General features: G+C 67.5%; 19 protein-coding genes. 14 read left to right on the top strand and 5 right to left on the bottom strand.

The window, feature by feature from the left end; all coding sequences use genetic code 11:
- Positions 1–328 precede the first annotated feature (328 nt).
- Together ABT057_RS17340 and ABT057_RS17335 are read left to right on the top strand one after the other, a co-directional pair.
- Positions 329–1,093 (top strand): hypothetical protein, encoded by a 765-nt coding sequence (locus tag ABT057_RS17340; RefSeq protein ID WP_352343899.1) that lies wholly within the window; start codon positions 329–331, stop codon positions 1,091–1,093.
- Positions 1,086–1,469: a GntR family transcriptional regulator gene (locus ABT057_RS17335; RefSeq protein WP_352343898.1), complete on the top strand. Its 384-nt coding sequence runs from the start codon at positions 1,086–1,088 to the stop codon at positions 1,467–1,469. The genes ABT057_RS17340 and ABT057_RS17335 overlap by 8 nt, the downstream gene beginning before the upstream one ends.
- Positions 1,470–1,515: 46 nt before the next feature.
- Here the strand turns inward: ABT057_RS17335 and ABT057_RS17330 are convergent, their stop codons facing one another.
- The gene (locus ABT057_RS17330; RefSeq protein WP_502973931.1) at positions 1,516–2,322 is read right to left on the bottom strand and encodes a class E sortase; all 807 of its coding nucleotides are present in this window, start codon (positions 2,320–2,322) and stop codon (positions 1,516–1,518) included.
- Positions 2,323–2,536: 214 nt separating this feature from the next.
- Here ABT057_RS17330 and ABT057_RS17325 point away from each other — a divergent pair, with 214 nt between their 5' ends.
- From ABT057_RS17325 to ABT057_RS17315, 3 genes are all read left to right on the top strand, one after another.
- Complete coding sequence (locus ABT057_RS17325) at positions 2,537–4,009, top strand: glycoside hydrolase (protein WP_352343896.1); 1,473 nt, start codon at positions 2,537–2,539, stop codon at positions 4,007–4,009.
- A 73-nt stretch (positions 4,010–4,082) separates the two neighbouring features.
- Complete coding sequence (locus ABT057_RS17320; RefSeq protein ID WP_352343895.1) at positions 4,083–5,093, top strand: SEC-C domain-containing protein; 1,011 nt, start codon at positions 4,083–4,085, stop codon at positions 5,091–5,093.
- An 88-nt stretch (positions 5,094–5,181) separates the two neighbouring features.
- Entirely contained in the window at positions 5,182–8,325 is a 3,144-nt protein-coding gene (locus ABT057_RS17315; RefSeq protein ID WP_352343894.1) for a DEAD/DEAH box helicase, read from the top strand.
- Positions 8,326–8,340: 15 nt separating this feature from the next.
- On the opposite strand, the gene ABT057_RS17310 is transcribed toward ABT057_RS17315, so the two are convergent.
- Positions 8,341–9,009, bottom strand: a complete 669-nt coding sequence (locus ABT057_RS17310) for an ATP-binding protein (protein ID WP_352343955.1) — start codon at positions 9,007–9,009, stop codon at positions 8,341–8,343.
- 176 nt (positions 9,010–9,185) lie between these two features.
- On the opposite strand from ABT057_RS17310, the gene ABT057_RS17305 reads away from it, so the two are divergent.
- Both ABT057_RS17305 and ABT057_RS17300 read left to right on the top strand, forming a co-directional pair.
- Entirely contained in the window at positions 9,186–10,034 is an 849-nt protein-coding gene (locus ABT057_RS17305; protein WP_352343893.1) for a helix-turn-helix domain-containing protein, read from the top strand.
- Positions 10,031–10,234 (top strand): DUF397 domain-containing protein, encoded by a 204-nt coding sequence (locus tag ABT057_RS17300; protein WP_352343892.1) that lies wholly within the window; start codon positions 10,031–10,033, stop codon positions 10,232–10,234. The genes ABT057_RS17305 and ABT057_RS17300 overlap by 4 nt, the downstream gene beginning before the upstream one ends.
- Here ABT057_RS17300 and ABT057_RS17295 read toward each other — a convergent pair.
- Positions 10,231–10,806, bottom strand: a complete 576-nt coding sequence (locus ABT057_RS17295; RefSeq protein WP_352343891.1) for a hypothetical protein — start codon at positions 10,804–10,806, stop codon at positions 10,231–10,233. The genes ABT057_RS17300 and ABT057_RS17295 overlap by 4 nt on opposite strands.
- Positions 10,807–10,909: 103 nt before the next feature.
- On the opposite strand from ABT057_RS17295, the gene ABT057_RS17290 reads away from it, so the two are divergent.
- Positions 10,910–11,944, top strand: coding sequence for an SRA domain-containing endonuclease (locus ABT057_RS17290; RefSeq protein WP_352343890.1), 1,035 nt, complete (start codon positions 10,910–10,912; stop codon positions 11,942–11,944).
- 144 nt (positions 11,945–12,088) lie between these two features.
- Complete coding sequence (locus ABT057_RS17285; RefSeq protein WP_352343889.1) at positions 12,089–12,658, top strand: GNAT family N-acetyltransferase; 570 nt, start codon at positions 12,089–12,091, stop codon at positions 12,656–12,658.
- Positions 12,659–12,849: 191 nt separating this feature from the next.
- Here the strand turns inward: ABT057_RS17285 and ABT057_RS17280 are convergent, their stop codons facing one another.
- On the bottom strand, positions 12,850–13,311 hold the full coding sequence (locus ABT057_RS17280) for a hypothetical protein (RefSeq protein WP_352343888.1): 462 nt from the start codon (positions 13,309–13,311) through the stop codon (positions 12,850–12,852).
- Between the two features lie 525 nt (positions 13,312–13,836).
- On the opposite strand from ABT057_RS17280, the gene ABT057_RS17275 reads away from it, so the two are divergent.
- From ABT057_RS17275 to ABT057_RS17255, 5 genes are all read left to right on the top strand, one after another.
- On the top strand, positions 13,837–14,742 hold the full coding sequence (locus ABT057_RS17275) for a helix-turn-helix transcriptional regulator (RefSeq protein WP_352343887.1): 906 nt from the start codon (positions 13,837–13,839) through the stop codon (positions 14,740–14,742).
- Between the two features lie 135 nt (positions 14,743–14,877).
- Positions 14,878–15,519, top strand: a complete 642-nt coding sequence (locus ABT057_RS17270; RefSeq protein ID WP_352343954.1) for an RNA polymerase sigma factor — start codon at positions 14,878–14,880, stop codon at positions 15,517–15,519.
- Entirely contained in the window at positions 15,516–16,616 is a 1,101-nt protein-coding gene (locus ABT057_RS17265; protein ID WP_352343886.1) for a CU044_5270 family protein, read from the top strand. The genes ABT057_RS17270 and ABT057_RS17265 overlap by 4 nt, the downstream gene beginning before the upstream one ends.
- 90 nt (positions 16,617–16,706) lie before the next feature.
- Positions 16,707–17,009, top strand: a complete 303-nt coding sequence (locus tag ABT057_RS17260; RefSeq protein ID WP_352343885.1) for a hypothetical protein — start codon at positions 16,707–16,709, stop codon at positions 17,007–17,009.
- 156 nt (positions 17,010–17,165) lie between these two features.
- Positions 17,166–18,653 carry an alginate lyase family protein gene (locus ABT057_RS17255; RefSeq protein WP_352343884.1) on the top strand — a complete coding sequence of 496 codons (1,488 nt, stop codon included), beginning with the start codon at positions 17,166–17,168 and terminating at the stop codon, positions 18,651–18,653.
- A gap of 103 nt (positions 18,654–18,756) precedes the next feature.
- Here the strand turns inward: ABT057_RS17255 and ABT057_RS17250 are convergent, their stop codons facing one another.
- Complete coding sequence (locus ABT057_RS17250; protein WP_352343883.1) at positions 18,757–20,274, bottom strand: MFS transporter; 1,518 nt, start codon at positions 20,272–20,274, stop codon at positions 18,757–18,759.
- Positions 20,275–20,291: the final 17 nt, after the last annotated feature.

Here is a 20,291-nt window from a genome sequence, read left to right as displayed (position 1 = left end):
GTCTCCGCGTTCGACGGGCTGTTGTACCAGGCCATCCTCAACCAGCCCGACGCCGGCGCGTCCGGCCGGGCGCCGCCGACCGGTTCCTCCCCGGCCCGGGTCCTCGAGGCCTGCAACCGACTGCTCACGCTCGGGCCGCCAGGCGGGCGGGTCCTTTCCGGTCGCCCCCCAGGCCCGCCGCCCGTCCGGCCGCGTCGCGCCCCGCACCCAACCCGCCCGAGGACGGGTGTGCAAAGACCCGGCGCACTTGTATCAAGTGTTTGACACAAAATCCGGCCCACGGCATCTTGTACTCACCACTTGATACAAGCAGCGACCCGGGGGCTCCATGCTCGACCTCGACACCGTCCCGCCCGAGAGACTCCTGGCCCGCGCCGATCTCTGCGCCCGCTGGGCAGGACTGACCCTCGGCGCCGGGGTCGCCCAGGCACTGGCCACCATGGACAGCGACGACATGGCCATGCCCTTCGTGTCCGCCGTCACCGCCTTCGGCCTCTGCGCGGTCGGCGGAGTACTGCTCGGCGACTCGCTCACCCCGCCCCCGCAGGACGCGGTCCGCACCGCCGGCCTCACCCCGCGCCGGGTCCGGAACCACGTACCACCCCGCATGGCCCCGCTGCTCCTCCTCCAGACCGCATGCGTGGTGGTGCTGCTGGCCATCGGCACGACCGTCGCGGACTCCGACCGCGCGGGCCGGGCCGGCCGGGCCCTCGCCGTCACCTGCGCCGTCGGCCGCACCCGGCACCTCGGCCCCTGGCCGGGCCTCTACTACGCCACCCCGATCCTCGCCTCCCTCACCCTCGGCACCGCCGCCTGCGTCTGGGCCCTGCGCCGCATCGCCCACCGCCCCGGCGGGAACCAGCAGCGCCACGACCGCAGCTGGGCGATCACCGCGGCCTGGGGCCTGCTGGTCTCCAGCCAGCTGCTGCTCGTCCTGGGGATGATCGGCAGAGTGCTGTTCTACTCCCAGTGCGCCGGAATGCTCGGCAACATCACCGCCCTGGTGATCTACCCCCTGGGCCTGCTGAGCCTGTTCACCCTGGTCTGGTGCCTGTTCACCATCGTCGTCCCCCGGGCCGTGGACCATGAATGAGCCCGCCGTCCGCGTCAACACCACCAGCCAGGTACCGCCGTACGAGCAGATCCGCGCCCAGCTCGCCGCCCTGATCCTCACCGGCCGGCTGCCCGAGGGCGAACGCCTGCCGACCGTACGCCAGCTCGCCGCCGACCTGGGCCTGGCGCCCGGCACCGTGGCCCGCGCCTACCGCGAGCTGGAGGCCGCCGAGCTGATCCGCACCCGCCGCGGCGCCGGCACCCGGGTCGCGGCGCTCCCCTCCGAGCCGGCCGCTTACGATCCCGCCCAACTGGCCGCTCTGACCCGCGACTTCACCTCCTCCGCCCGCGCCCTCGGCGCGGACGCGACGGCCATCCTGACGGCCGTACGCGAGGCGCTGGAAGGGCAGGCGTAGGGCCGGGGGTCCAGGGGCGTAGGGGAGCAGGGAGCGGGCACCGCACCTACCTCCGCGGCACCGTCCCGACCAGCTTCCCCCACACCACCAGCCGGTACCGGGAGGTGTACTCGGGGGTGCAGGTGGTGAGGGTGAGGTAGTGGCCGGGGTCCTGGTAACCGTAGGCGGGCCTGGTGAGGGATCGGGGCACCGGCCTGATGACACCCGAGTCACGGGACGAGGTCTGCGGCAGGACCTGGTCGACGGTGTAGGTGTAGATCGCGTCTCGCGTCTCCACTTTGACCTCGTCACCCTTCTTGAGGTGGTTGAGGTACCGGAAGGGCTCACCGTGGGTGTTGCGGTGTCCGGCGAGCGCGAAGTTGCCCGCCTGCCCCGGCTGTTGGGTGTGCGTGTAGTGGCCGACATACCCCTTGTTGAGGACCTTCGGCTTGCTGGTGCCCTCGGCGACGGGCACACGCAGACCGAGGCGGGGAATGCGCAGGACGGCGTAGGCCTGGGAGAGACCGGGCCCGGCGGAGGTCTGCCTCGCGCCACCGCCCGCTCCCCCGGACGCCGACCCGCCACCGGAGCCGGAACCGAAGCCACTGTCCCCGGACCCGCCACCGCCGGCACTGCCGCCCCCGGAGCCCCCGTCCCCGCTGTCGCTCCACTGCCGCTCCAGCGCCTCCACCTTCCGCTCGGCCCCCTCCTTCGCCTCCCGATTGGTCCACCACAGTTGATGGACGACGAGGAGGAGGACCAACACCCCTGAGGTGACGAGGAGTTCGGCACCACTCCAGAGCACCCGCCGGTACCGGGCGCGCCGCCGCCGGGTGCTGTGCTGTACGAGGGGTGTCCGCACGCCGGGCACCATAAGGGGTAGGGGGCAAGGTCTCCAGAGCCGTACGCGACAAAACGCCTCGCGCCCGCCCCCTTGTTCGCCCCCTCGAACCCACCCGCACCCTTCCCCCGGCCCTTCCTCAACAGGTTTGAGAAAGGGCTGTCAGAACCCTCGACAACCTCACACGCCACACCCGATGCTTCGATTCGGCCGAACGGGACCGGCCACAACTCGGAGCGGAGTAGCCATGATCCGACGCAGGACACTGCTTACCGCCACCGGCGGCGCGCTCTTCGGAACCGCCCTCGCGACGGGCACGGCCCGCGCGGACGCGACGATCGCCGTCAGCCCTTCGACGTCGTACGGCAGTTGGGAGGGCTGGGGCACCTCCCTCGCCTGGTGGGCGAACGTATTCGGCAGCCGGACCGACTTCGCCGACGTCTTCTTCACGACGAACTCGGTGACGTACAACGGCACGGCCCTCCCCGGCCTCGGCCTCAACATCGCCCGCTACAACCTCGGCGCGTGCAGCTGGAACACCGTGAGCGGCGAGAGCATGGTCGCCTCCGCGAACATCCCGGCGTACAAGCAGATCGAGGGCTACTGGCAGGACTGGAACAACGAGGACCCCACGTCCTCCGCGTGGGACTGGACGGCGGACGCGAACCAGCGCGCCATGCTCCAGAAGGCGGTGGCGCGCGGCGCCACGACCGAGCTGTTCGCCAACTCCCCCATGTGGTGGATGTGCCTGAACCACAACCCCTCCGGCGCCTCGGGCGGCGGCAACAACCTCCAGTCCTGGAACTACCGACAGCACGCCTCCCACCTGGCGGCCGTGGCGCTGTACGCCAAGAACAACTGGGGCGTGAACTTCGCGACGGTCGAGCCCTTCAACGAGCCGTCGTCCTCCTGGTGGACGGCGACCGGCACACAGGAGGGCTGCCACATGGACGCGACGGTCCAGTCGGCCGTCCTGCCGTACATGCGCAGCGAGCTGGACAGCCGCGGCCTGACCTCGACGAAGATCGCGGCATCCGACGAAACGAGCTACGACCTGGCACGCACGACGTGGAACTCCTTCTCCTCCACCACGAAGGGGTACGTCAACCGCGTCAACGTCCACGGCTACCAGGGCTCGGGCGGCCGCCGCGACCTGCTCTACACGGACGTCGTGACGACGGCCGGCAAGGCCCTGTGGAACTCCGAGACCGGCGACAACGACGGCACCGGCTACACCCTCGCCTTCAACCTCCTCTACGACTTCCGCTGGCTGCACCCCACGGCCTGGGTCTACTGGCAGGTCATGGACCCGTCCACGAACTGGGCGATGATCGCGTACGACGCGAGCACGCTGCAGGCGGGGGCCGTCCAGACGAAGTACTACGTCATGGCCCAGTTCAGCCGCCACATCCGCCCGGGGATGAAGATCCTCGACACGGGCGTGAGCTACGCGACGGCCGCGTACGACGCGAGCGCGAAGCGCCTGGTCATCGTGGCCCTGAACACATCCACCTCCGCCCAGACCCTGACCTTCAACCTCTCGAACTTCACCACGGTGACCGGCGGCACCGGCGGCCTGGTCCCCCGCTGGAACACCGTCACGACGGGCGGGGACCAGTACAAGGCGTACTCGGACACCTACCTGAGCGGGAAGACCGTGAGCGTGCCGTTCGCGGCGAAGTCGGTCCAAACCCTGCAGATCGACGGCGTGACGATCTAGAGCCACCGGCTTGGGCCGCCCCTGGCCTGCAGCTATCTCACTTTTGTCAGCGGCGGGCAGTACGGTGTCGTCCATGCGCCCCGACACGCCCGCCGAGAACGTCGACCACACCACCGAAGCGGCACGCCTGGAGCGGACCGCCGGCCTGTATCCCGAGGACGCGGAGGCCCTGCTGCTGCAGGCCGCGGCCCACCTGGAACTGGCCGGCGACCGCCCGGCGGCCACGGCCCTCTACGACCGCCTGCTGTCGTCCCCGGCCGACCTGGACACCCCCCACCTGGTCCGGGCCCTGAAGGCCTCGAACCTCTGGGAGTACGACCACGAGGCCGAGGCCCGAGCCATCATCGAGGGCGTCCGCGCGGCCGCGCCCCGGGACCCCGCCCCCTGGGTGATCGTCGCGGAGTCCCTGGAGTCCCACGACGAGCTCGAGGCGGCCGAGGCGACGTTCACGGAGGCCGCGCGCCTGCTGCTGACGGACGTCCCGGAACCCCCCTACGCCACGCACCCCCTCCTCTTCGGCCGCCACCGCGTCCGCCGCATGCTGGGCCTGCCCCACGACAACTGGGACACCCTGGCGGACACCCTCCACTCCTCCCCCGTCTCCCTGGACGAACTCCACGACCCGAAGCGGGTGTGGTCCCTGGGCTCCGACAACCCGGCGGAGTTGGAAGCGGAGATCTCCCGCCTCCGAGCCGAGCTGGGCGCCTACCGCGAGGCCCTCTCCCGCCCCTTCCCGGTGGCGGTCCTGCACTGGCCGGCGGAAGAACTCGCGGAACTGGTCGTCGCGTACCCCTCCCTGGAAACGGAGTACCCGTCCCACGAGGAACACCTGGCGACGATAGAGGGCTCCCTGCGCGAGCTCTCCGCCTCCGGCACGGCGAACCTCGGCATCGTGACCGGAACCGTCCCCTCCTACGAGGCCTTCGCGGCGTCGGAGGGAGCATCCCCGGCAGACGGCGACCTCCTCCCGCAGTACGCGACGACATTGGCGGCGCGGGGACGGGCAGTGGCTTGGCCGCCGCAGCGGGGGGCTGGTTGTTGGTGTGGGTCGGGGAAGGCCTATGAGGGGTGCCACGGAGCGTGAAGGCGTAGCCCGCAGAAAAGCCAGCACGACTTGTCGGTGCCTCCTGATACAACCGACTCAGCGATCACATCGGTGAGAGGGATCCTTCATGCGCCCGGAGTCGGTTGACAGCTCAACGCCCGTCGTCGGCCTGTACGAGACACTGATCACCCGGCGGCTAGAGCAGCGCATGCAGGACCTGGATGCGGCTGGGTGGAAGGCCGTCGAGGGGGAGGTCAGCAAGGAATCCGCGCCGCATGTGCTGGCCCGCCATGTTGCGGAGATCATGCGGCGTGTCCTGCGCGACCTGCCCCTCGATGAGCAGGTCGTGGCCGCCAACAAGATCTTGGACTCTCTCTGCACAGTTGACGGCGCCCGCGAGTGGATCGATGCGGTGGTGGACGGCCCCCGTCAGTTGCTTGCCATAGCCGAACAGGAAGCGCCCGGCGTCTATGCCATCCGTCCTGCCACACCGCTCTCTGAGAGCTCGCTCCTTACCAACTCTCCTGAAGATCCGAGCCTCGGCTTCGAACTGCGGGCCGAACTCGCCACGGCGGACCGTGTTGACCTGCTGTGCGCCTTCGTGAAGTGGTACGGCATTCGTGTCCTGGAAAGCTCGCTCCGCGAAGCTGCCCAGCGCGGCGTCCCGATTCGTGTCATCACCACGACGTACATGGGCGCCACCGACCGACGTGCCCTCGACCGTCTGGTCCGAGACTTCGGTGCGGAAGTGAAGGTCAACTATGAGACCCGCTCGACTCGCCTGCACGCCAAGGCCTGGCTGTTCCGCCGCAATAGCGGCTTCGACACCGCGTATGTAGGTAGCTCCAACCTCTCTAAAGCCGCACTTCTGGACGGCTTGGAGTGGAACGTTCGCCTGTCGTCTGTCGCGACACCCGCCGTGCTGAGCAAGTTTGAGGCCAGCTTCGACTCGTACTGGAATGACATCGCCTTCGAGCCCTACGACCCGGACCGCGACGCCCGCAAACTGGACGAAGCTCTGGGAGTGGCGGGTGGTTCGATGCCCGGCCAGGACTCCAAGATCAGCCTCTCGGGCCTTGAGATTCGACCGTACCCGCACCAAGCAGACATGTTGGAGCGGCTCCGCGTCGAGCGTGAGATTCGTGGGCACCAGCACAACCTGCTAGTCGCCGCGACCGGGACAGGCAAGACCGTCATGGCCGCCCTCGACTACCGCAATCTACACAAGCAATGGGGCGGCAAGCCGTATCCGCGACTGCTCTTCGTGGCTCACCGCAAGGAGATCCTGAAGCAGTCGCTACGCAAATACCGTGAAGTACTCGACGATGCCTCCTTCGGCGAGGCACTCTTCAGCGGCGAACTACCGCGCGACTGGCAGCACGTCTTCGCTAGCGTCCAGTCACTTACTGGCCAGAGACTCGAACAATTCGCCCCGGATCACTTCGACATCATCGTTGTTGACGAGTTCCATCACGCTACGGCCACAACGTATCGCCGCGTTCTTAACCACTTCAAGCCCAAACAGCTCCTCGGCCTCACTGCCACTCCTGAGCGTACCGACGGGCTGAATGTGCAAGACGAGTTCTTCGAGGGGAGGATCGCCGCCGAAATGCGACTGTGGGAGGCGCTCGACAACGACCTCCTCTGCCCGTTCCACTACTTCGGCGTGCCCGATGGAACGGACCTCACCCGCCTCAATTGGCGTTCAGGAACGTACGATCAGAGCCAACTCGGCGACTTGTTCTCCGCTGATCATGCTCGGGCCCGCATCGTCATCAAGCAGGTGCGCGACAAGGTGTCCGACCCGACGAGCATGCGGGCGCTGGGCTTTTGCGTCACTAGAAAGCACGCCCATTTCATGGCGAAATGCTTCCAGGACGCAGGGTTCAAGGCTGCCGCCTTGGATAGCGAGTCGAAACCAGAACTCCGCGACCGAGTCCTGTCCGAACTCAAAGCCGGAGAAATCCAGGTCATCTTCTCCGTAGACCTGTTCAACGAGGGCTTGGACATCCCCGACGTCGATACGCTGCTACTCCTGCGCCCGACGAACAGTGCCACGGTATTCCTTCAACAACTCGGCAGAGGATTGCGCCGCACGCCCGACAAACCCGTACTCACTGTGCTCGATTTCATTGGCCAGCATCGCGCTGAGTTCCGGTTTGAGGAGCAGTTCCGTGCGATGACCAACCTGTCACGCAATCGGCTCCTTGAGCATGCTGAGCGCGACTTCCCTCTACTGCCGTCCGGCTGCCAGATCATCCTTGAAGGAAAGTCCAAGGACCTCGTGCTGGAAAACATCCGCATGCAGATAAAGGCAACCGTTCAGACTCTTGCCAAGGAAGTCAGGACCTTTGATACACCGCTCCTCGCCGACTACCTCAGAGAGAGTCGCCGCGAAATCAAGGAGTTGTACAAATCAAACAACTCGTGGACAGGCATCCTGCGCCGTGCCGGCCTGGCCAATCTGCCCGAACAGGCAGGCGAAGCAGACCTCTTGAAGCGCGTGCACGCATTCCTACATGTCGACGACCTCGAACGCGCTGAGGCATATACCCGCCTGCTAAGCGATGACGCCCCTACGTACGAGGATCTGAACCCGAGGGACCAAACATACGCACGGATGCTCTTCTTCAATCTCTGGGACAAAGCTGGTGGTTTCGGCTCCTACACGCAGGGCCTTGAATCACTGCGGGAGCAGCGAGCCCTCCGTAGCGAGCTGCGACAGGTACTCGAGCACGCGATGGGTCAGGCCGACCACTTCCCCATCCCCCTGGATGGCCCGCATGCCCACATCCCTCTGAAGATCCACAGCGCATACAACCGCTCCGAGATTCTGGCCGCGCTTGGCGTCGCTCGCCTCGGCGGACAGATGCCAGGCTCGTTCGCGCAGGGCGTCCTGTGGGACGAGCCCAACCTGACGGACGCGCTGCTGATCACGCTTGAGAAGAACGAAAAGGACTTCTCCCCAACCGTCCGGTACAAGGACTATGCATTGAGCCCTGCCCTCTTCCATTGGGAGTCCCAGAGCACGACCGCTGACACCTCCCCTACTGGGCTGCGCTATCAACAGCACGTGCAACGTGGCAGTCACGTACTGCTGTTCATGCGGCGTTACAAGGACACCGACATCGGCAAAGCCCAACCGTGGATGCTGCTCGGCCCTGCGACATACGTCCGACATGAGGGCACCAGACCCATGGCCATCACCTGGCAACTGGACCATGAGCTGCCCGCGGATGTGTGGTTGTACTCGGCCATCACCGCGGGTTAGGAGTCTCGACGACCTTCATGCAACACCACCGATCTCAGCTTCAAAGTGAGTCTGGGCCCGGTCGAGTACGTCACCGGGGTCATGACCGTGCGCACGCAACCAGTGCAGTACGTCGGCCATGACCTCAATGGCAGCTTCTGCTGCCGCTGCCCTATCCAGCAGGCTGCCACGCCCTGCGGTGGCTCTACCGCGCGGGGAAGACCAGGATCCGTACAACTCAAAGATCGCCTCAGCCCGCGTGACGCGGGGACCGCTTGACCGGCTACAGGTGGCGGCTTCAACAGCGAGCTCACACCACACCACCTTGGAGTCAGCGCGCAGGATCACACCCCACCGGTGGTCCGTCATGGCGTCGACGAGTGCCATGCCCCGTCCCGATTCCAGGTTGCTGTTGGCAGCGAGCAACGTGGGCAACACTCGCGGATCGGGATCCTCAACCTCCAAACGTAGATGCAGCTCAGAGACCTCCATGCGCAGTTTTGTGGGCGTTCCCTCGCCCACATGTTGAATGACGTTGGTCACCAGCTCGGACACGCAGATCTGCGCCGCGTCGACGTGATCGGGCAGCCCCCACAGGATGAGCCGGAGCTTCAACATGCGCCTCAATTGGGCGACTTCCTTTGGATCGGCAGTGAACGTGTGGAGCCAGGGCTCCCGTCCGACACGACCACTTACGTAGAGCATCTCGCTCACCTTTCACGCATCGTCGCGCACTGACACTTAGTGGTGACTGCCAGTGACAGAGTTGCAGCGACTGTCCCTTCCTGCAACATGCACGAAGGGATTCCCTCGTTAGGGTGATTGGTCTTTCGTGCCCCTTCCGATGGGATGGACCTGCCACCAATCCCCGAGGAGTTGACATGGCTGGATCCCCCACGGCTCGCCGTCGCCGGCTTGCGATTGAGCTCAAGCGACTACGCGAGGAGAGTGGCCTAACCTGCAGCCAAGTAGGCAAGGAGCTGGACTGGAGCAGCTCCAAGGTCAGCCGCATGGAGACGGGACAGGGGCGAGTCCAAGCCTCAGACGTCGACGCTCTAAGCCGCTTCTACGGCATCCCTGAACAGCTACGCGACCTCCTGAAGTCGCTGGCCAAGGACTCCAAGACGAAGGGATGGTGGCATGCCCACAGCCATGCAATCCCCGCCTGGTTCTCTGTGTATGTCGGCCTCGAGCAGGCCGCTTCCACCTTGCGCAACTACCAAGCAGAGTTCATCCCAGGCCTGCTTCAGACCGATGAGTACGCAGCCGAGCAGTGCCGCGCCTGGGTCGACCACACCCCAGAGGATATCCAGCGCATGGTCGACGTCCGGATGCGTCGCCAAGAGCTGCTCACCAGGGAGGGCGCACCCGATCTGTGGGCCGTTATGCATCAAAGTGCACTACAGCACCTGGTCGGCAGCCGCCAGGTCATGTCCCGCCAGCTCGAACGTATGCTGGAAATCAGTAAGTTGAAGAACGTGACCGTCCAGGTCCTGCCGCTCGACGCAGGCGCCTACCCCACCACCGGGTCATACACGATCCTCGGCTTTCCGGAGCAGGAGGCCCCTGACGTGGTCTATCGAGAGGGGCTTACCGATTCGGTCTACCTCGAAGAGCCCAAAGATGTGACCCTCTACACGAAGGCGTTCGACCATCTCAGAGCCTTGGCGCTGAGCCCCCAACGCTCAACCCTGCTGATCACGAAACTCTTGGAGGAGCACTCCCGATGATGCCGTCATCCAGCGTCCAGTGGCGTAAGAGCAGCTATAGCAACGGCATGGGGGGTGAGTGCTTGGAGGTAGCGATACTCACCGAGGCAATCGCGGTGCGCGACTCCAAAGTTGCCCCGGGGCCCCAAGTTACGTTGAGCAATGCGGCGTGGCAGAGCTTCATAGGGGCTCTTGCCTCAATACAGGCAGGAACCTGCTAGCTGACCGGCTGTCGCGGATCGCGGATGATCTCACCAGCTCGCTGGAGGAAGGCGGCGTGCGCCTCCATCATCTCGCCTCTTATCCGACTGAAACTGGACCAATCCATGCTCGGACCCGAAGAGCTCACATCCTCAACATGTAGCAGGGCCCGCACCGCCTCGACCGACTTTCCCGTGAGCGCATAAGCCAGCGAACTTGCCTCACTCGGTCCCCATAGTGCTAATTGACTAGTTTTTTCCTGAAGTTCGAGGGTGCGCTCTCGCACCTCACTCCCCGTTGACCCATCAAGTCGGCGCCCATTTCGGACCTCGGGCGTGATACGGGAAAATACCTCATCCAGAGCCGCATACGCCGCGATGAGGGCAGCAAAGGACTGATGCCGCTGGCTACGCACCCATTGCCAGTGCTCCGCCGCCGCCTGACCGTGCACCTGCGCCAGTGCTGCCTCAACCGCTTTATGCCCGCCGACCTCTGCTCCATGCTTGGCGTACCTACCAGCGATCACAGCCCCGATAACCGCGGCCACGAAAGCGATAACGCCCGAGACGACTGTGCCAGTTGCATCGCTCATCGGGCCATCCTCGCCTGGGCCCAGCACAGACACAACATCCCTCTCGGCCGCCTCTGCCGCTCCCCCCGCACGCCGTGAGCACCGCAACCATTAATCTCGACTCATGACAACGCCCACGCCCGGGTTTCAGCCCGGCGCCATCCTCACGCGTGACGAAATCCATCCCGTACTCGGCGGAAGCAGCTACGCCGGAATCTGCCCAGCAGTGGAGAAACGGAACGTTCTCCTGTTCTCGGACAGCAAGATTGGCGAGCGCTATGGATATCGCGATGGATGGCTCGCCGAGGACGACACCATGGGCCCAATATTTACCTACACCGGAGTCGGCAAGCGGGGCGATCAGGTCCTTAGCGGTGGAAATGCCGCAATCCTAGAACATGCCGACAAGAGGCGCACTCTACATCTTTTCATCGCGGTAGGAAAGGTCCCGGGAAGCGACACGCGAACGCATAGATATATAGGAAGATTCAAGGTTGACGAACGCAAGCCATTCGAGATACGGGAGGCCAAAGACGAATTAGGCCAAGACCGCAATGTCATCGTCTTTCGATTGCGCCCCATTGGCCCTCACATACGTGAAACTTCCGACACTCTCCCACCGGCACCCAGCTCGAGGTTTCGATTCCATCGCACTGCAGGTCGCCTCGCCCGGACATACCGCCGCCAGAGGCGCCAGCACCAGCAGCCAACCGACGTCGACCAGGTAGAAGCGACCCGCGACGCTCTGGCAGACGCCTTCGAGGAGCGAGAAACCACAACTGGAGAAAATATAGTTCAAATGGAGTTGTCAATGCGAAATTCGACGACTCGACTCTTATTCGACCTATACAACCAAACGAACAATACACTGTATGAGCCGACGGGTAGTGCAGCAAGCGAGTCGATCACCCAGGCCCTTGCTCAACTCCTCCACGCCCGGCACCACTTGAGAAATCTCATCCACGATCAGCCTCTCCACCTTATGGTGCTCACACCAACGCTGCCCGGCGAAGATCTCCGTGATCTGCTCGCTGAACACGGGATTGGCATCGTGTATCAAAACGACACCGGCGGTTTCTCCGAGTTCGAGGGAAACCCCGCCGCCTCGAACGGCACTCCCCGAAGCTTTCGCTGCGCGGATTGCCCTGTGCCTGCCTAGAACTCCAGTTGGTGCGCTGCTGACCGTTGAGCATCACCCTGCTGTTGGCAACGCCCTTGCTCCCTGTGAGAGTTGGGCATGATGGGCAACGCATGATGAAGAGTCATGAAATGTAGCTCGGCTGGGACTTGAAACGGAGCTTCTGTGACCCTTGAGCTGCGGCATTACGACGACCTCGAGCGGGTGCGGCAGACGCTCGTGGACATTCATGTCGAGGTCCGGCGGCGGGACTTCGGGCTCACCGGCCCGTTCCACTCCGCCGAACGCTTCGACGAGCGGCTGGGCAGGCACAGGGGGGTGTCCGGCTGGGAGGCGGTCGTCGCGTACGACGGGGTCGAGCCCGCCGGCTTCGTGTACGCCACTCCGCTTCTGCCCGGCACACGCTGGTGGACGACGATGACCGCCCCGCTGCCCGACGGGTACACCGCGGAGACGGGCGAGCGCACGCTCGCGCTGAACGAGATCGTGGTCCGGCGGCCCTGGCGCGGGACCGGGCTCGCGCGGCGCATCCACGACGATCTCCTGGCGGGCAGGTCGGAATCCCGGGTCACCCTGCTGGTCAACCCCAAGGCGGGCGACGGCAGAGTCCAGGCCGTCTACGAGCGTTGGGGGTACGAGAAGATCGGCGAACAGCAGCCGTTCCCGGACTCTCCGGTCTTCGCCGCGATGATGCGCGACCCACTCGTCCTCGACGGACCAGGAAGTCCTGCGTGATCCGGGGGGGGGGACGGTGGGTCCTACGCCAACGAGCGTCCCATCGCCTCCCCCGCTCCCTCGCCCGGGGGTTCTCCGCGCCCTCGATGATGTGGTTCATGAGGTAGCCGGAGGCGCGGTCGTGGTCCGGGGCGGCGAAGGCCAGGGAGCCGCCTCGGCCGGAGTGGCCGAGGGCGGCCGGGTCGGCCCGGTCAGTCGATCCGGGCGGAGCCGCCCAGGTTCCAGGCGGGGAGTGCGCCCTTGCCGTCACGGTCGATGTCGTACGTGACGGTCCCGTCGGCGCTCCAGGTGAGCGCTCTGCTGTGGCTGTACCACTTCCCGCAGGTGCCGCTCCAGGCGCTTGACGTGTTGATGTCGTATCTCAGGTCACAGACACGCGACGCCTTGACGATGTCGCCGAGGTCGGGGTCGTGCTGTTCGACCCGCACCTGGAGGTCGAACTGGTCGAACTTCCGGTTGTCGTCGAGATCCGTGCCGCCGCCTCCCGACCACGTGTAGTAGGCGGTGGCCTCGTACCCGCCCTCGGAGTAGTGCTCGATGCACAGATTGACCGCGAAGTGCACGTCGCTGCCAGGGGTGGAGAAGGTCTTGTCCTGGTAGCCGCTGCAGGCGGAGTCCACCGCGTAGGCGGGGCCGACCGTCAAGGCGGTCATTCCTCCGAAGGCGAGCAGGAACGCCGCCCCCGCTGTTGCTGCACGCCGGACGTCAACCATCATGCGAGTGCCTTCCGTTGTTGCGATATCGAGGTGGGACTCGGGAGGTTCCGGCCGATGGGGCGCTTCGCGCTCGGATCGTGTTCCGGTCCGGCGAGAGGCAGCCGCTTCGAGGGCATCGCCGTCTTCTCGGTGTGGCACCGCTGACGGTCACCGCGGCAAGGCCCGCCATAGCCGGCGGGGCAGGTCGCGTACGGGAATGTCCCGCCGACGGAATCCGGCCTTCGTGCTGTTCCTCGGTTCCTCTCCGGGCAACTGGTCCAACGCGCCGCCGACCCGCATCCCCCGAACGGGCCGCGCGGCGCGTGGACCCAGCCTCCCGGGTCGTCCGGGCGGATGGGAGGGGTCCAGCGGGCCCCTGGCTCACGGTGTTGCGCCGTGCCTCCGCCCTCGGTCACGCGGTCACAGCCGGCCTGTCTACGATTCCAGCCAAACTGAATTCGGCCAGAAGGGCCATGACCGGCCATGAACAGACGCACCGAACTCCGCGCCTTTCTCCAGTCCAGACGCGCCCGGCTGAGCCCGTCCGAGGTGGGTCTGCCGACGTTCGGAGGGGTTCGCCGGGTGCCGGGGTTGCGACGTGAGGAACTGGCACAGCTGGCCGGGGTCGGGATCGACTACTACGTCCGACTGGAACAGGGACGCAACGACAAGGTCTCCGCTTCCGTACTCGACGCGGTAGCCCGCGCGCTGCGTCTGGACGAGCTGGAGCGTGTCCATCTGCACAATCTCGCCCGCCCCGACCGGAACCGGAGACATCCGCCCGCCGCGGACAGCGTCTCGGAGGGCACCCAATGGCTGCTGGACAACATGCCGGACACCGCGGTGTTCGCCATGGGGCGCCGGACGCAGGTACTGGCGTGGAACCGCCCCGCCTCGAAGATCTTCCTCGACTTCGACCCCGTACCGGAGCGCAACCTGGCCCTCCTGGTGTACCGGCAACCCGCCATCCGGCAGCTGGTGCTCGACTGGCAGGTCATGGCACGGCACATCGTCGCCTGGCTGCGTCTGGAAGTGGGCCGCCATCCCGAGAACCCGGAGACGAACGCGTTCATCGCGGAACTCGCCGCGACTGACCCCGACTTCCTGCGGCTGTGGAACGAACAGGACGTCGTCGACCCCATGCACGGCACCTACCGCCTCCGGCACCCGCTGCTCGGTTCGCTCACCTCCACCTTCCGGACGCTGCTGCTTCCCGAGGACCCGGACCAGCTGCTGATCGTCTACGCCCTCGAGCCGACCCCTTCCGGACCGGGGGAAGCGGAGAGCGCGATCTGGAGCACACCACCGGATCACGGACCGGTCCTGCAGGGGTGCTGCCCCACCCACGACATCGCCACTTTCATCGTGCGCGGCAGCGGTCTGACATGACCTGACGTGACGGGAGGTGTGAGCCAGGCCACGGGAACTCCTCCGAGGGGGCGGAGAGGTAGGGGTGTGAGGTCCAACGAGAACCGTGCCGACGGCGGCGATGACGGAGATGACGGCGACGGCCGCGACAGGCTGCTGCGGGGGCGGGTGCGGGATGGGGAGCGGGCGGCGTTCGGTGAGCTGTACGAGCTCTACGCCACGGCCGTCTATCACCATGCCCTGCGGCTGACCGGCGACTGGTCGGTGGCGGAGGAGGTCATGTCGGAGACGTTCCTCGCCGCTTGGCGGGGGCGGGGGGACGTGGAGGGTGAAGGGGGGTCGCTGCGGCCCTGGTTGTTCGGGATCGCCACCAACAAGGCACGCAACGCCGATCGGAGTCTGCGGCGGCGGCTGGCCTTCCTGGCCCGGCGGACGCAGGACGAGGAGGTCGGTGACTTCGCCGAGGAGGTCGCCGGGCGGGTCGACGACGCGCGACGGCTGGCGGAGGTACGGCGGGTGCTCGGCCGGCTGAGACGGCACGAGCGGGAGGTCATCGCGCTGTGCGTGTGGGCGGGGCTCGACTACGCGCAGGCTGCGGAGGCGCTCGGGGTGCCCGTCGGGACCGTACGGTCGCGGTTGTCGCGGGCGCGGGCCCGGCTGCGGGGGTTCGTCGAGGAGGGCGAGGAGCGTGGTGCGCATAACTCGCCTATGGGATTTATGGAACCGCGTGCCCGTCGCGGAGAGGTAGGGAGTGAGGCCGCGTTCGTGGCCCTGCCCATTCAGGAGGAAGCCCGATGAACCCCAACCCGACGGCAGGTGCCGAGCAGGAGGGTCATGACGAACTCGGGGAACTGGCGGAACTGGCGCGGTTGCTGCCGGCCGGTTCGCTCGGGACGGGGCTGCCTTCCGGGCGTCACTCCCAGCACAAGGATGTTCTGATGCAGCTCATCGACCGTGACAGCGGCCGTGGCGGAGAGAACAGTCGCTCCATGCCCCGGGTCCGCAGGTATCTGCGGCCCGCGCTCGTCGTCGGTGCCGCCGCCGTCGCCGTCTCACTGGCCGTCGGGGTGACCGTGGGGGTCGGTACGGGGGACGGCGGTACGGCGGCCCGGGGCGGCGCGAGCGGCACGCCCACGGGAGGCAGCCCCAGCGCGGCCGTCACGCTCGACCGGATCGCCGCCGTCGCGATGCGCACCGATGTCGCGGCGGTGCAGGACGGCCAGTGGGTGTACGTGCGCACCCGGTCCGTCGACAACGAGGCGGACTGGGGGCAGCCGGTGAAGCACAGCGCGCCGCAGGACCGGGAGGTGTGGTTCTCGCAGGAACCCGGGCCGCTGATCAAGTACGGGCTGATCCGCGACGAGAACGGCGACAGCCCGATCAGGATCCTGGTGCCGAAGGGCTCCCCCGGCGAACGCGCCGGGATCGACCGGCCCACCTACGCCTGGCTGGCCTCCCTGCCCACCGATCCGGACGCGCTGCTGAAGCGGCTCTACGCCGAGACGCCAGTCTCCGACGGGGACGACAAGGACCAGGCCGTCTTCGAGCGGATCGGCGAACTCGTCCAGGAGCAGATCCTGCCGTCCGCCACCGCCTCGGCGATCTACCGGGCCACCGCGCGGATTCCCGGCGTGGCCGAGGTGGACGACGCGGTGGACGCCGTGGGGCGGCGCGGCATCGCCATCGCCCGCACCAACACGGCGATGGGCCTGCGCACCGAGTGGATCTTCGATCCGGAGACCCTCGGTTATCTCGGCGAACGGTCCGTCCTCACCCGGGACTCCGCGATGGGCGAGGCGGGGACCGTGTTCGACACCCGTGCCGTACTGGAGCGTGCCGTCGTCGACAAGCAGGGGGAGGAGCCGGGCGGGCGGCGGCGGACGGAGCGGAGTTAGACGACGGCTCCCCCCTTCCCCCCTGCTTTCCCGTGATCGTCGCCACGCTAGCCTCGTAGGTGAGCGACAGGTCAGGGCGAGGAGGCAGGCATGCGCAAGGTGCCCAGTTCGGTGGTTGCGGCGAGTGGGCTCGTCGGCGGGTACGGCGTGGCCCGGTGGACGAGGAGGCGGGAGCTCGGCGGGGCCGTGCTGGCCGTCGCGGGGGCCGCGGCCGCGCAGCAGTGGCGGCAGCGGGCGGGCGGGAAGGCCGCGGGGGCGCTGAGCGCCGCGTACGTCGCCGCCTTCGCCGGGTCGCACCCGCTGGCCAAGAAGGTGGGCGCCTGGCCGGCCGTCTTCGGGGTGGCGGGTGCCGTCGCGCTGGCCTCCTGGGCGGTGGCCGACCGGCGGGGCTGAGCCGCCCCGGCAGGAGGTACCGGGCGGGGGCGGGGGCGCGCACCGGACCACCGTCCCCCATGATCGTGCGGCCGGGGTCGACGACCGGAGCGTGGGCGGCCGGAGCGCCGGGGCCGGGTTTTCGTTATCCCCGTGGTCCCCGGCCGTCTCCGGTGCATGCACCTGACTCGACCTCGACAGATCAGCCGGCGGAGTGTGCTGAAGGCGGCGGGCGTGACGGCCGGAGCCGTCGGTGTGGCCGCCGCCGTCCCCACGACCCCCGCCGCCGCGGCCGGATACGCCCACCCCGGCCTCCTGCACGCCCGCGCCGACCTGGACCGGATGGCCGCCAAGGTGAAGGCGGGCGCAGCGCCCTACACGGCCGGGTACGCCAGGCTGACCGCCAACCGGCACGCCCAGAGCGGGTGGACGGCGAACCCGCAGCAGACCGTGGTCCGGGGCGGCGCCGGGCAGAACTACGCGATCCTCTACAACGACCTGCACGCCGCCTACCAGAACGGCCTGCGCTACCACGTCGGCGGCGACACCGCGCACGCCGACACCGCCGTCGCGATCCTCAACGCCTGGTCGGCGAAGCTGACTTCGCTCGCGGGCAACGCCGACCGGTTCCTGGCCGCCGGGCTGTACGGCTACCAGGCCGCCAACGCCGCCGAACTCGTCCGCGACCGGCCGGACTTCGAGCTCGAACGCTTCCAGAAGATGCTGAGCACCGTCTTCTCCCCGCTCAGCGAGAGCTTCCTGGTCAAGCACAACGACGCCGTCGTCACCAACTACTGGCCCAACTGGGACCTCACCGCCCTGGCCTGCGTCCTCGCCACCGGCATCTTCTGCGACGACACCGCGAAGGTCGAGCAGGCCGTCGAGTACTTCAAGAACGGCTCCGGGCTCGGTGCGGTGAAGCACGCCATACCCGTCGTCCAGGACGACGGCCTCGCCGAGTGGCTGGAGGCCGGGCGCGACCAGGGGCACGCGCTGCTCGGGGTCGGGCTGATGGGCACGGTCTGCGAGATGGCGTGGAACCAGGGCATCGACCTGTACGGCTACGACGACAGCCGTTTCCTCAAGGGCGCCCAGTACGTGGCCAAGTGGAGCCTGGGCGGCGAGGTGTCCTACACCGCCAACACCCGTAAGAAGGGGGCGATCGGGGGCTGGTCCGGGACCGAGACGGCGTCCGACGCGGCCGGGGTCGATCCGACGATGACCCGGCCCATCTGGGCGATGATCGCCAACCACTACACCAAGCGGCGGGGACTGTCGGCGCCCTACCTCACCCGGATCGCCGCGAAGGCGGCACCCGAGGGCGGGGGCGGGGACTACGGACCCGACAGCGGGGGGTACGACCAGCTGGGGTTCGGGACGCTGGCGTTCACGCGGGACAAGGTTTCGGCGGCGGCCGGTTCCGCGGCGGCGGGCTCTTCCGCGGCGCCGTCCCCCGCCGGGGGGCGTTCGGCCACGGCAGTGGATCCGTCGGCCACGCCCTCCGCCGGTGCGACTGCGGCCTCCGCCAGGAGTGACGATCTCGCGGCCACCGGGTCCACCGACCTCGTCGCCTGGTCTGCGGCGACGGGGCTCACGGCGCTTGCGGGGGGTTTGCTGTTGCTGCGGCGGCGGGACCGGGCGGGGCGGAAGGTGTCGGCGGAATAGGCGGGCTCGCCGGGGCCGGCCGGGGTGGGTCGAGGCGCTGCCCGCTGAGGGGTGCCGCCGCGCCCACCCTCCCCCATCGCCCCGGCGGCACGACTGCCCGCAGCTACGCGGGTTTCGCGGGTGACGACTGCTTCAGTTTGCCTGTTGTTGCTCCCCTTGCCTTTGATGCCGCCGCCGTCAGTGGGCGGGCGATGTCCTCCAGGGAGCGGCGTTCCGCGTTCACCGCCAGGAATGCCGCCACCAGGCCCGCCGCGCACATCAGGGTCGCGCCGATGGAGAAGGCGAGGACCGTGTCGCCGACCTTGCCCGTGTCGGTGAGGTCGGCGAACAGCAGGGGGCCGCTGATGCCGCCGGCCGCGGTGCCGAGGGCGTAGAAGAAGGCGATGGACATGGCGCGGGTCTCCATCGGGAAGACCTCGGAGACCGTGAGGTACGCGCTGGAGGCGCCGGCCGACGCGAAGAACAGGACCGCGCACCAGCAGGCCGTCATCGTGGTCGCGCTCAGCGAACCCCGGTCGAACAGCCAGGCCGTGCCGAACAGCAGCAGACCTGACAGCAGGTACGTCGACGAGATCATCACCCTGCGGCCGACCGTGTCGAACAGCCTGCCCAGCAGCAGCGGGCCGCAGAAGTTGCCGATCGCGATGACGGCGAAGTAGTAGCCGGTGTCGCCGCTCGGCACGTCGAAGAACGTGGTCAGGATCGCGCCGAAGCCGAAGGTGATCGCGTTGTAGAGGAAGGCCTGGCCGATGAAGAGGGCGAAGCCGAGGATCGAGCGGCGGCGGTATTGGGAGAACACCGTGCGGGCGATCTCGACGAAGGAGACGCTGCGGCGCTGGTGGATGGTGAGTTCGCCCTCCGGGCGGGCCAGCTCGGTATCGCCGTTCTCGGCCTCGATGCGGCGCTCGATCGACGTCACGATGTCCTCCGCCTCCCGGTCCCGGCCGTGGATCAGCAGCCACCGCGGGCTCTCGGGGACATGGCGGCGGACGAGGAGGATGACCAGGGCGAGGACCGCGCCGAGCGCGAAGGTCAGCCGCCAGCCGACGTCCGCGGCGAAGATGTCCGTGTTCAGCGCGACGATCGACAGCAGTGAACCGGCGACGGCGCCCAGCCAGAAGCTGCCGTTGATGATCAGGTCGACCCGGCCCCGGTACTGGGCCGGGATCAGCTCGTCGATCGCCGAGTTGATCGCCGCGTACTCGCCGCCGATGCCGAAGCCGGTGAGGAAGCGGAAGAGCAGGAACCACCAGGTGTCGAAGGAGACCGCGGTGAGGGCGGTGGCTGCCAGATAGACCGCGAGGGTGATCATGAAGAGCCGTTTACGGCCCCAGCGGTCGGTCAGCCGGCCCCAGAAGAGGGCTCCGGCGCAGGCACCCGCGACATAGAGGGCGGCCGCGACACCGGTGACCTGGCCGGAGGTGATCGGCAGGCCGGAACCGGGCTCGGAGAGGCGGCTCGCGATGTTGCCGACGACCGTGACCTCGAGGCCGTCCAGGATCCACACCGTGCCGAGCCCGATGACGATCGTCCAGTGCCAGCGCGACCAGGGCAGCCGGTCCAGGCGCGCGGGGATGTTGCTGGTGATGGTGCGGCCGGTCGCCGCCTGAGCGGTGGTCATGGCGCTGCGGGTTCCCC

This window comes from Streptomyces sp. NPDC002588, assembly GCF_040295925.1.
In the GTDB taxonomy this organism is placed as follows: domain Bacteria; phylum Actinomycetota; class Actinomycetes; order Streptomycetales; family Streptomycetaceae; genus Streptomyces.
This window is presented reverse-complemented; position numbering and strand designations above follow the sequence as displayed.

Bases quoted from the DNA above. Each gene is read 5' to 3' on its own strand.
- ABT057_RS17340 (WP_352343899.1), top strand. From the start codon at position 329: ATGCTCGACCTCGACACCGTCCCGCCCGAGAGACTCCTGGCCCGCGCC.
- ABT057_RS17335 (WP_352343898.1), top strand. From the start codon at position 1,086: ATGAATGAGCCCGCCGTCCGCGTCAACACCACCAGCCAGGTACCGCCG.
- ABT057_RS17330 (WP_502973931.1), bottom strand. From the start codon at position 2,322: ATGGTGCCCGGCGTGCGGACACCCCTCGTACAGCACAGCACCCGGCGG.
- ABT057_RS17325 (WP_352343896.1), top strand. From the start codon at position 2,537: ATGATCCGACGCAGGACACTGCTTACCGCCACCGGCGGCGCGCTCTTC.
- ABT057_RS17320 (WP_352343895.1), top strand. From the start codon at position 4,083: ATGCGCCCCGACACGCCCGCCGAGAACGTCGACCACACCACCGAAGCG.
- ABT057_RS17315 (WP_352343894.1), top strand. From the start codon at position 5,182: ATGCGCCCGGAGTCGGTTGACAGCTCAACGCCCGTCGTCGGCCTGTAC.
- ABT057_RS17310 (WP_352343955.1), bottom strand. From the start codon at position 9,009: ATGCTCTACGTAAGTGGTCGTGTCGGACGGGAGCCCTGGCTCCACACG.
- ABT057_RS17305 (WP_352343893.1), top strand. From the start codon at position 9,186: ATGGCTGGATCCCCCACGGCTCGCCGTCGCCGGCTTGCGATTGAGCTC.
- ABT057_RS17300 (WP_352343892.1), top strand. From the start codon at position 10,031: ATGATGCCGTCATCCAGCGTCCAGTGGCGTAAGAGCAGCTATAGCAAC.
- ABT057_RS17295 (WP_352343891.1), bottom strand. From the start codon at position 10,806: ATGAGCGATGCAACTGGCACAGTCGTCTCGGGCGTTATCGCTTTCGTG.
- ABT057_RS17290 (WP_352343890.1), top strand. From the start codon at position 10,910: ATGACAACGCCCACGCCCGGGTTTCAGCCCGGCGCCATCCTCACGCGT.
- ABT057_RS17280 (WP_352343888.1), bottom strand. From the start codon at position 13,311: ATGACCGCCTTGACGGTCGGCCCCGCCTACGCGGTGGACTCCGCCTGC.
- ABT057_RS17275 (WP_352343887.1), top strand. From the start codon at position 13,837: ATGAACAGACGCACCGAACTCCGCGCCTTTCTCCAGTCCAGACGCGCC.
- ABT057_RS17265 (WP_352343886.1), top strand. From the start codon at position 15,516: ATGAACCCCAACCCGACGGCAGGTGCCGAGCAGGAGGGTCATGACGAA.
- ABT057_RS17260 (WP_352343885.1), top strand. From the start codon at position 16,707: ATGCGCAAGGTGCCCAGTTCGGTGGTTGCGGCGAGTGGGCTCGTCGGC.
- ABT057_RS17255 (WP_352343884.1), top strand. From the start codon at position 17,166: ATGCACCTGACTCGACCTCGACAGATCAGCCGGCGGAGTGTGCTGAAG.
- ABT057_RS17250 (WP_352343883.1), bottom strand. From the start codon at position 20,274: ATGACCACCGCTCAGGCGGCGACCGGCCGCACCATCACCAGCAACATC.